The organism is Pseudomonas sp. PDM31 (assembly GCF_019218965.1).
In the GTDB taxonomy this organism is placed as follows: domain Bacteria; phylum Pseudomonadota; class Gammaproteobacteria; order Pseudomonadales; family Pseudomonadaceae; genus Aquipseudomonas.
Window position 1 is genome coordinate 167,892 of record NZ_JAHUWS010000013.1, and the last position, 8,986, is coordinate 176,877.

Consider the following 8,986-nt stretch of genomic DNA (forward strand, 5'->3'; position numbering starts at 1 on the left):
CGGCTGATTCAGTGACGAATCGGCCGTTCGGCTTTTGTCCTTCTAACCGATTGCAGAGGGTTCTTGATGAAAATACTTCCCCTACGTGCGGCCCTCGCGGCTGCGTTGCTGAGTGTTGCGGTTGGCGTATCGGCCAAACCTTTGGTGGTCTGCACCGAAGCCAGTCCGGAAGGCTTCGACATGGTCCAGTACACGACTGCAGTCACCGCCGATGCGGTGGCCGAGACCATCTTCAATCGTTTGGTGGACTTCAAACCCGGCACCACTGATGTGATTCCGGCACTGGCCGAATCCTGGGACATCAGCGAGGACGGCCTGAGCTACACCTTTCACCTGCGCAAAGGCGTCAAGTTTCACACCACCGAATACTTCAAGCCGACCCGCGACATGAATGCCGACGACGTGGTCTGGAGCTTCCAGCGACAGCTGGACCCGAATCATCCATGGCACAAACTGTCGAGCGTGGGCTTCCCGTACTTTGAAAGCATGGGCTTCAAGGAACTGCTCAAAAGCGTCGAGAAGGTCGACGACAACACGGTCAAATTCATCCTGACCCGTCGCGAGGCGCCGTTCCTGGCCGACATCGCCATGGCGTTCTCCTCGATCTACTCCGCCGAGTACGCCGACCAGTTGCTCAAGGCCAACAAGACCGGCGACCTGAACAACAAGCCTGTCGGCACCGGCCCGTTCGTTTTCCAGCGTTACAACAAGGACGCCCAGGTTCGCTTCAAGGCCAACCCGGATTACTTCCGTGGCAAGCCACCGGCTGATGCGCTGATCCTGGCCATCGCTACCGACAACAACGTGCGCCTGCAGAAACTCAAGGCCAACGAGTGCCAGATCGCGCTGTATCCGAAACCGGATGACATCCCGAGCATCAAGAAAGACCCGAACCTGAAGGTCGACGAGCTGAACGCGATGACCGTTTCGTACATCGCCATGAACACCACGCACAAGTACATGAGCGACGTGCGAGTGCGCAAAGCCATCGACATCGCCTTCGACAAGGAGGCCTACGTCAACGCACTGTTCGGCAAAGGCAATGCGACAGTGGCGGTGAACCCGTACCCGGACACCCTGCTGGGCTACAACCACAACCTGAAGAACCCGCCTCGCGATCTGGACAAGGCCCGCGCCCTGCTCAAGGAAGCCGGCGTTCCCGAGGGCACCACGTTCACCCTGTTCACTCGCAACGGTGGCGGCCCGACCAACCCCAACCCGATGCTTGGCGCGCAGATGATGCAGGCCGACCTGGCCAAGGTCGGCATCAAGATCGACATCCGCGTGATGGAATGGGGTGAAATGCTCAAGCGCGCGAAAAACGGTGAGCACGATATGGTTTCCGCCGGATGGGCGGGCGACAACGGCGACCCGGATAATTTCCTTACGCCTATGCTCAGTTGTGAAGCGGCGAAGAACGGAGAAAACTACGCGCGCTGGTGCAATGACAAGTTCCAGACGCTGATCGACCAGGCCCGGGAAAAAACCGATCCGGCCGAACGTGCAGCGCTTTACGAACAGGCTCAGGTTATTTTTAACCAGGACCAGCCATGGATCAGCATGGCACACACTAGAATGTTCACCGCAATGCGCAACAACGTAGAGGGCTACCACATTAGCCCACTCACCACTAATAACTTCGCCACCACCCAGGTGAAGTAGATAAGAAACTCCCGGCATGGCTGACCCAGGCATGCCGGGCACGCCTAACCGGCTGATGAGGTACACCACACGATGTTTAGTTTTATTGCCCGCCGACTGGGGTTACTGATCCCCACGTTCTTCGGCATCACCTTGCTGACTTTCGCGTTGATTCGCATGATCCCCGGCGACCCAGTGGAAGTCATGATGGGAGAACGCAGGGTTGACCCTGAAATGCACGCTCAGGCAATGGAACGCCTAGGTTTGAACAAACCCCTGTACGCCCAGTACCTGGACTACATCGGCAAGCTGGCCCAGGGCGATCTCGGTGAGTCCCTGCGTACCCGTGAAAGCGTGTGGAGCGAGTTCACTTCCCTGTTCCCCGCGACCCTGGAACTGTCCATGGCCGCCCTGTTGTTCGCCGGCATCCTGGGCCTTCTGGCCGGGGTGATCGCGGCACTCAAGCGAGGATCCCTGTTCGACCATGGGGTGATGGGCATCTCCCTGGCGGGATACTCGATGCCGATCTTCTGGTGGGGCCTGATCCTGATCATGTTCTTCTCGGTAAGCCTGGGCTGGACTCCGGTTTCCGGGCGGATCGACCTGCTGTACGACATCGAGCCACGCACCGGCTTCATGCTCATCGATACGCTGCTGGCCGACGAGCCGGACGCCTTCTTCGACGCCCTGCACCACCTGATTCTGCCGGCCATTGTGCTCGGCACCATTCCGCTGGCAGTGATCGCGCGGATGACCCGTTCGTCGATGCTCGAAGTGCTGCGCGAGGACTACATCCGCACCGCCAAGGCCAAGGGCCTGTCGCCGGCACGCGTGGTGTTCGTACACGGCCTGCGCAACGCACTGATCCCGGTACTCACCGTGGTCGGCCTGCAAGTCGGTACCCTGCTGGCCGGTGCGGTCCTGACTGAAACCATCTTCTCCTGGCCCGGCATCGGCAAATGGCTGATCGAAGCCATTGGCGCCCGGGACTATCCGGTTGTGCAGAACGGCATCCTGTTAATCGCCTGCCTGGTGATTGTGGTCAACTTCGTAGTGGACATCCTCTACGGCTTTGCCAACCCACGCATCCGTCATCAGCGCTGAGATCATGACCATGACCACTCCAGCTACAACTCCAAATCAAGCGGTAACAGTCGATCAAAGCCTGCTGTACCCGTCTCCGTACAAAGAATTCTGGCACGCGTTTTCCCGCAACAAGGGTGCCGTTGCCGGCCTGATGTTCATGTTGCTGGTGATTTTCTGCGCCATATTCGCTCCATGGGTCGCGCCCCATGACCCGAGCGAGCAATACCGTGACTTCCTGCTGACCCCGCCAGCCTGGCTGGAAGGTGGGCAACTGCAGTTCCTGCTGGGCACCGACGAGCTGGGCCGTGACCTGCTGTCGCGCCTGATCCAGGGTTCGCGCCTGTCCTTGATGATCGGCCTGTCGTCGGTGGTAATGTCGTTGATCCCGGGCATCCTGCTGGGTCTGTTCGCCGGCTTCTTCCCGCGCGTGCTCGGTCCGACCATCATGCGTCTGATGGACATCATGCTGGCCCTGCCGTCCCTGCTGCTGGCCGTGGCGATTGTCGCCATCCTCGGCCCAGGCCTGATCAACACCGTGATCGCGATCGCCGTGGTATCCCTGCCGTCCTACGTTCGTCTGACCCGCGCCGCGGTGATGGGCGAACTGAACCGCGACTACGTGACCGCCGCGCGCCTGGCCGGTGCCGGCCTGCCACGCCTGATGTTCGTCACCGTGCTGCCCAACTGCATGGCGCCGCTGATCGTTCAGGCCACCCTGAGCTTCTCCTCGGCGATTCTCGATGCCGCGGCACTGGGCTTCCTCGGCCTTGGCGTACAACCGCCAACCCCTGAGTGGGGCACCATGCTGGCTTCCGCTCGCGACTACATCGAACGCGCCTGGTGGGTCGTGAGCCTGCCTGGTTTGACCATTTTGCTCAGCGTGCTGGCAATCAACTTGATGGGTGACGGCCTGCGCGACGCGCTGGACCCGAAACTCAAGAACGCCGCCTGAGGAGATTCCAATGTCACTGTTAGAAATCAAGAATCTCAATGTGCGCTTCGGCGACAAGAACGCCACGCCAGTGGTCGACGGCCTCGACCTGAAAGTCGACAAGGGCGAAGTGCTGGCCATCGTTGGCGAGTCGGGTTCGGGTAAATCCGTGACCATGATGGCGCTGATGGGCTTGATCGAGCACCCAGGCATCGTCACCGCCGACTCCCTCAGCTTTGACGGCAAGGACATGCTCAAGCTGAGCAACCGTCAGCGTCGGCAGATCGTCGGCAAAGACCTGTCGATGGTCTTCCAGGACCCGATGACCGCGCTGAACCCGAGCTACACCGTCGGTTTCCAGATCGAAGAAGTGCTGCGCCTGCACCTGAAAATGTCCGGCAAGGCTGCGCGCAAACGCGCCATCGAACTGCTGGAAAAAGTTGAGATCCCGGGCGCGGCCAGTCGCATGGACGCCTACCCGCATCAACTGTCCGGCGGCATGAGCCAGCGCGTCGCGATCGCCATGGCGATTGCCGGCGAACCAAAGCTGCTGATCGCCGACGAACCGACCACTGCACTGGACGTAACCATTCAGGCGCAGATCATGGACCTGCTGCTGGCGTTGCAGAAAGAGCAGAACATGGGCCTGGTGCTGATCACCCACGACCTTGCCGTCGTGGCGGAAACCGCCCAGCGCGTGTGCGTGATGTACGCAGGGCAAGCCGTAGAAGTCGGTCAGGTACCACAACTGTTCGACATTCCGGCGCACCCTTACAGCGAAGCACTGCTCAAGGCGATTCCGGAACACAGCCTGGGGGCCTCGCGTCTGTCGACCCTGCCGGGCATCGTTCCCGGTCGTTATGACCGTCCGCAAGGCTGCCTGCTGTCGCCGCGCTGCCCGTATGTGCAGGACAACTGCCGCGCGCAGCGTCCGACCCTTGACCCGAAAAGCAACAGCCTCGCCCGATGCTTCTACCCGCTGAACCAGGAGGTGGCGTAATGGCCGTCGTACTTACCGCCCGCGACCTCACCCGTCATTACGAAGTGTCCCGAGGCATGTTCAAGGGGCACGCGACCGTACGCGCCCTCAACGGCGTGTCGTTCGAGCTGGAAGCCGGCAAGACCCTCGCCGTCGTGGGCGAGTCGGGTTGCGGAAAGTCCACTCTGGCCCGGGCCCTGACGCTGATCGAAGAGCCGTCCTCCGGCTCCTTGAAAATCGCCGGGCAGGAAGTTTCCGGCGCAGACAAAGCCCAGCGCAAACAGCTGCGCAAAGACGTGCAGATGGTGTTCCAGAGCCCGTACGCCTCGTTGAACCCACGGCAGAAAGTCGGTGATCAGCTGGCAGAGCCTTTATTGATCAACACCAACCTGAGCGCCTCGGAACGTCGCGAAAAGGTCCAGGCGATGATGAAGCAAGTGGGTCTGCGCCCTGAGCATTATCAGCGTTATCCGCACATGTTCTCCGGCGGTCAGCGCCAGCGGATTGCCCTGGCGCGGGCGATGATGCTGCAACCGAAAGTGCTGGTGGCGGACGAACCGACTTCGGCCCTGGACGTATCGATTCAGGCGCAGGTACTGAACCTGTTCATGGATCTGCAGCAAGAGTTCAACACCGCCTACGTGTTCATCTCCCACAACCTCGCGGTGGTGCAACACGTCGCCGATGACGTGATGGTGATGTACCTCGGGCGCCCGGTGGAAATGGGCCCGAAGAACGACATCTACGAGCGTCCGCTGCATCCGTACACCCAGGCGTTGCTGTCGGCCACCCCGACCATTCACCCGGACCCGAACAAGCCGAAGATCAAGATCGTCGGCGAATTGCCCAACCCGCTGAACCCGCCACCCGGCTGCGCTTTCCACAAGCGCTGCCCGTACGCGACCGAGCGCTGCAGCACTGAAGAGCCGGCCTTGCGCGCGCTCGACAACCGCCAGGTGGCTTGCCACTACGCCGAGCAGTTCCTCGACGGCGCGGCATAAAAAAATGTGGGAGCGGGCTTGCTCGCGAAGGCGTCATTTCAGTCAATATTACTGCGACTGACAGACCGCCTTCGCGAGCAAGCCCGCTCCCACAGGGACTGTGTTGTTGTCCTGACGCCTTCCAGCCCGATTGCACGGCAATCCGGCAGAAGGGATTTTCTTTTGTCAGCTATTTACGTCTGGCTATCACCTTCGTCGGGGTCATCGGAATCCGGTTCGTCGGTGGTCGCGTCATCATTGCCCGCGCTGCCACCCTGCCCCATGTCGCCCGGCTCCGAGTCGGACGCGGCGATCATCAATTCACCCTGCCCAGCTTGAGCATTCGAAGCCTGGGTTTCATGCTTCTCGCACTCGGCCCACGCCGTAGCACTGCCGAGGGACAGCATCACCAACACCTTCAATACCAATAAAACACGTAGCAACCTGTTCATGGCCGAGTCCTTCCATTTGTGGAGTGTATGGCGCTGATTGAAATCTAGTTGCGATCAGCACGGTTCTCCAGATAGGACGCAAGCGAGCGGACGGAATGCCATTGGGCTGGAGACTGGTTTGCAATAAGGGTTATGCCGAAAAGATCGATATCTGTAAGAGCTGCCGAAGGCTGCGATCTTTTGATCTTTCTTCGGGAGCCCAGGTTTTGCATGCCACAATGACTCCTCACAAGATTGGCCGACATGCGCGGCAAAGTACGTTCAGACCATAGGACATCGGATGACCACCAGCGCTTTCGCACCGATGCAATCACTCGCCGCTACCTTGCTGCCCCACGCCCTGGAACCCTCGGGAGACGGTGCTCACGACCTGTCGCACCTGCAGCGGGTATGGCACAACGTGCGCTTGATTCAGGCACAAGAAGGTGGCGATCTTGAAGTGCTGCTGGCCGGGGTGCTGTTGCATGATTGCGTGGCGGTGGAAAAGAACTCGCCGCTGCGTTCCCAGGCATCACAACTGGCGGCGCAGAAAGCGTCGAGGGTGTTAGCGGAGATGGCTTGGTCCGACAGCAAAATCGCAGCCGTCGCCCACGCCATTGAAGCCCACAGTTTTTCCGCCAACATCACTCCAACCTCGCTGGAAGCGAAAGTCCTCCAGGACGCCGACCGCCTCGATTCCCTGGGCATGCTTGGAGTCGCCCGTACCTTTTACGTGGCCGGACGCATGGGCAGCGCTCTCTACGACCCGCAAGACCCCGAAGCAAACGACCGCGACTACGATGACACTCGCTTTTGCATAGACCATTTCCAGACCAAGCTGCTGCACTTGGCGGATGGTTTCCAGACCACTACGGGACAACGTTTGGCACATGTTCGCCATGATCGTTTGAAGGGGTTTCTGGAGCAGTTCAAGGAAGAGATCGGGATTGGCTGATTCACAGCGCAGACATTCTGACTAAACGCGGCGAATCCGGATCCTTCGCGAGCAGGCTCCCACAATTGTTCTACGCCAGACGCCAAATCCATCATCTGACGCCATACCCTGTAGGAGCGAGCAGGCTCGCGAAAAACCCGAGAGCGCCGAGGGCACCTGGAATGCCCGCGTCATCGTTAACCTCCTTCGTCGGAACGCCGACCAGAGCATGCTCGCTCCTACAGTTGATCAGCGCCAGGCGCAAAATTCGCGAACAGACACCGCCCCCCTGTAGGAGCGAGCACGCTCGCGAAAAACCTTGGCGCGCTGCGGGGTGTCAGGGACCCAGCGTCATCGTTGACGACCATCGCCAGCAAGCCGGCTCCTACAGTTGTTCTTCGCCGGGCGCGAATTCCGTGAGCAGACCCGTTCACCTGTGTGTGGCTTGCCAGCGATGGCGGCCTGCACGCTCCCGCCACATGGGCAAATATCAGAGCGGTCTGTAGGACCAGAACCGTAACTACACCGCCTTGCGCCATTGCCTACAACTACGCCAGAATCCGCCGGCTTGTGCGCCTTGGACCCGGACTCTATCGTCGCCGGGTCGCTGAAAACTCAGCGATCGGGTTTCGCAGCCTGGGTCAATCAAGGCGCTCAGCGCCACCGTTTCCATTCAGTTGGCGCTTTTGTTTGCACACTGTAATGCGTTATGGCGGCTATGCGCGGGAGACCTCCGGTCTGCCGGGTTCCTTGATTCCCGGTCTGCGAACCTGCGTATGGCTGCCACCTTCTCCGCTTCGCAGCGAACCGTGGCAGCTCCATCAATCAAGGAGCTCCATCATGGTCAAACCCACCCCCAATCCCCCTGAATCCAATACCCTCAACCTCAAACCCGCCATTCTCAAGCCCAGCATCCCCCACAACCCCAGCGCAATGTTCGTCATCGCCCCCAACATCGACACCGAAAGCCTCCTGGCCCACGCCTGCGAATCCCTGGCCTCGGCAAGCGTGATGGCCAGCGACTTCGCCACCTTCCTCGACGGCCCGCAGCGCAGCATGCTGCTGGGCATTCAGCAGGTGATCATGCTGGCGGACCTGGCCGTCAATCGCGCACTGGATAACGTCGCGCCGCTGGACTAAACGCTGAACCCTGTGGCGAGAGCCCCAGTGCCCTCGCCACAAAACCCAGAGCCGAATAAATCCCTACAGATCAAGCACTGCAACTTTTTTGGACGCGTCCTACGCACACCTCAGAAGCTTCCTATTTCAACTGTGCTCCAATTTTTCAATGCTTTCATCCCCCCGGACCCGGGTGAAAGCCCTGCCTTTCCTGCCCGTCCCCCGCAGACAAGGAAGGACTGAGCATGAGCAATCCTCTGCGCACTTTTTACGACCACAGCCGCCACAAACTCAAGATCGACCAACTCGACACCCACCTCGACGTCCTCGCCAATCAGGGTCTGCATAACCACCCCTCGCAAACCGATACCGGCGTCAATCAGCCCGCTTCGCACACCGATCATCGCGGACAGTACGCCGCGCACATCGCCCCTCAAGGAGAGAAAACCCGATGACTCAATTTGAATGCGTGGTGCCCATCGCACTGCAGCACACCAACACGGCCACCTGCACCGCGCCCTGGTACGTGTGCAACACCGAATACCATCCGGTTGGCGCCACCTATCAGCCGTTGATCAACGGCGAAGAGGCGTTCAAGGCCGTGCACGAGGCCATCGCCGGGGCGAAAAAATCCGTCGACATCATCTGCTGGGGGTTTCAGCCGTCGATGTTTTTCATCCGCGACGGCAAGGCGCCGAGCATCGGCGAATTGCTCCTGGCCAAGGCCAGGAGCAAGCCAGGCGTCAAGGTACGGATACTGGGTTGGGAAATGCCCTTCAATCTGGCGGGAGTGGGCGGCGAAGCCAACCTGCCCGGCAAAGGCTCGATTCGTATCGCCGATCGAGCGCTGCAGCGCTCCACCGAAGCGCAATACACCGAAGACCG

The 8,986-nt window shown here is 60.1% G+C and carries 9 protein-coding genes and 1 pseudogene; 9 read left to right on the forward strand and 1 reads right to left on the reverse strand.

Annotated features, from left to right (window positions below):
* The first annotated feature begins 66 nt into the window (after positions 1-66).
* From KW839_RS23330 to KW839_RS23350, 5 genes are all read left to right on the forward strand, one after another.
* Positions 67-1,662: an ABC transporter substrate-binding protein gene (locus KW839_RS23330; RefSeq protein ID WP_218425627.1), complete on the forward strand. Its 1,596-nt coding sequence runs from the start codon at positions 67-69 to the stop codon at positions 1,660-1,662.
* A 72-nt stretch (positions 1,663-1,734) separates the two neighbouring features.
* Entirely contained in the window at positions 1,735-2,745 is a 1,011-nt protein-coding gene (locus tag KW839_RS23335; protein WP_060542947.1) for an ABC transporter permease subunit, read from the forward strand.
* A gap of 10 nt (positions 2,746-2,755) precedes the next feature.
* Complete coding sequence (locus KW839_RS23340) at positions 2,756-3,679, forward strand: ABC transporter permease subunit (RefSeq protein ID WP_218425628.1); 924 nt, start codon at positions 2,756-2,758, stop codon at positions 3,677-3,679.
* Between the two features lie 10 nt (positions 3,680-3,689).
* A complete protein-coding gene (locus tag KW839_RS23345; RefSeq protein WP_060542945.1) occupies positions 3,690-4,658 on the forward strand; it encodes an ABC transporter ATP-binding protein in 969 nt (322 codons plus the stop codon).
* The gene (locus tag KW839_RS23350) at positions 4,658-5,638 is read left to right on the forward strand and encodes a peptide ABC transporter ATP-binding protein (protein ID WP_218425629.1); all 981 of its coding nucleotides are present in this window, start codon (positions 4,658-4,660) and stop codon (positions 5,636-5,638) included. Before KW839_RS23345 ends, KW839_RS23350 begins: the two co-directional genes overlap by 1 nt.
* 173 nt (positions 5,639-5,811) lie before the next feature.
* On the opposite strand, the gene KW839_RS23355 is transcribed toward KW839_RS23350, so the two are convergent.
* A complete protein-coding gene (locus KW839_RS23355; RefSeq protein ID WP_060542943.1) occupies positions 5,812-6,069 on the reverse strand; it encodes a hypothetical protein in 258 nt (85 codons plus the stop codon).
* A gap of 280 nt (positions 6,070-6,349) precedes the next feature.
* Here KW839_RS23355 and KW839_RS23360 point away from each other — a divergent pair, with 280 nt between their 5' ends.
* From KW839_RS23360 to KW839_RS23375, 4 genes and pseudogenes are all read left to right on the forward strand, one after another.
* Positions 6,350-7,003 carry an HD domain-containing protein gene (locus tag KW839_RS23360; protein ID WP_218425630.1) on the forward strand — a complete coding sequence of 218 codons (654 nt, stop codon included), beginning with the start codon at positions 6,350-6,352 and terminating at the stop codon, positions 7,001-7,003.
* A gap of 819 nt (positions 7,004-7,822) precedes the next feature.
* A complete protein-coding gene (locus KW839_RS23365) occupies positions 7,823-8,122 on the forward strand; it encodes a DUF6124 family protein (protein ID WP_060542941.1) in 300 nt (99 codons plus the stop codon).
* A 224-nt stretch (positions 8,123-8,346) separates the two neighbouring features.
* Positions 8,347-8,556, forward strand: coding sequence for a hypothetical protein (locus KW839_RS23370; RefSeq protein WP_218425633.1), 210 nt, complete (start codon positions 8,347-8,349; stop codon positions 8,554-8,556).
* Positions 8,553-8,986: pseudogene (locus tag KW839_RS23375) on the forward strand (phospholipase); the annotation flags it as partial. The gene KW839_RS23370 and the pseudogene KW839_RS23375, both read left to right, overlap by 4 nt.

Bases quoted from the DNA above. Each gene is read 5' to 3' on its own strand.
- KW839_RS23330 (WP_218425627.1), top strand. From the start codon at position 67: ATGAAAATACTTCCCCTACGTGCGGCCCTCGCGGCTGCGTTGCTGAGT.
- KW839_RS23335 (WP_060542947.1), top strand. From the start codon at position 1,735: ATGTTTAGTTTTATTGCCCGCCGACTGGGGTTACTGATCCCCACGTTC.
- KW839_RS23340 (WP_218425628.1), top strand. From the start codon at position 2,756: ATGACCACTCCAGCTACAACTCCAAATCAAGCGGTAACAGTCGATCAA.
- KW839_RS23345 (WP_060542945.1), top strand. From the start codon at position 3,690: ATGTCACTGTTAGAAATCAAGAATCTCAATGTGCGCTTCGGCGACAAG.
- KW839_RS23350 (WP_218425629.1), top strand. From the start codon at position 4,658: ATGGCCGTCGTACTTACCGCCCGCGACCTCACCCGTCATTACGAAGTG.
- KW839_RS23355 (WP_060542943.1), bottom strand. From the start codon at position 6,069: ATGAACAGGTTGCTACGTGTTTTATTGGTATTGAAGGTGTTGGTGATG.
- KW839_RS23360 (WP_218425630.1), top strand. From the start codon at position 6,350: ATGACCACCAGCGCTTTCGCACCGATGCAATCACTCGCCGCTACCTTG.
- KW839_RS23365 (WP_060542941.1), top strand. From the start codon at position 7,823: ATGGTCAAACCCACCCCCAATCCCCCTGAATCCAATACCCTCAACCTC.
- KW839_RS23370 (WP_218425633.1), top strand. From the start codon at position 8,347: ATGAGCAATCCTCTGCGCACTTTTTACGACCACAGCCGCCACAAACTC.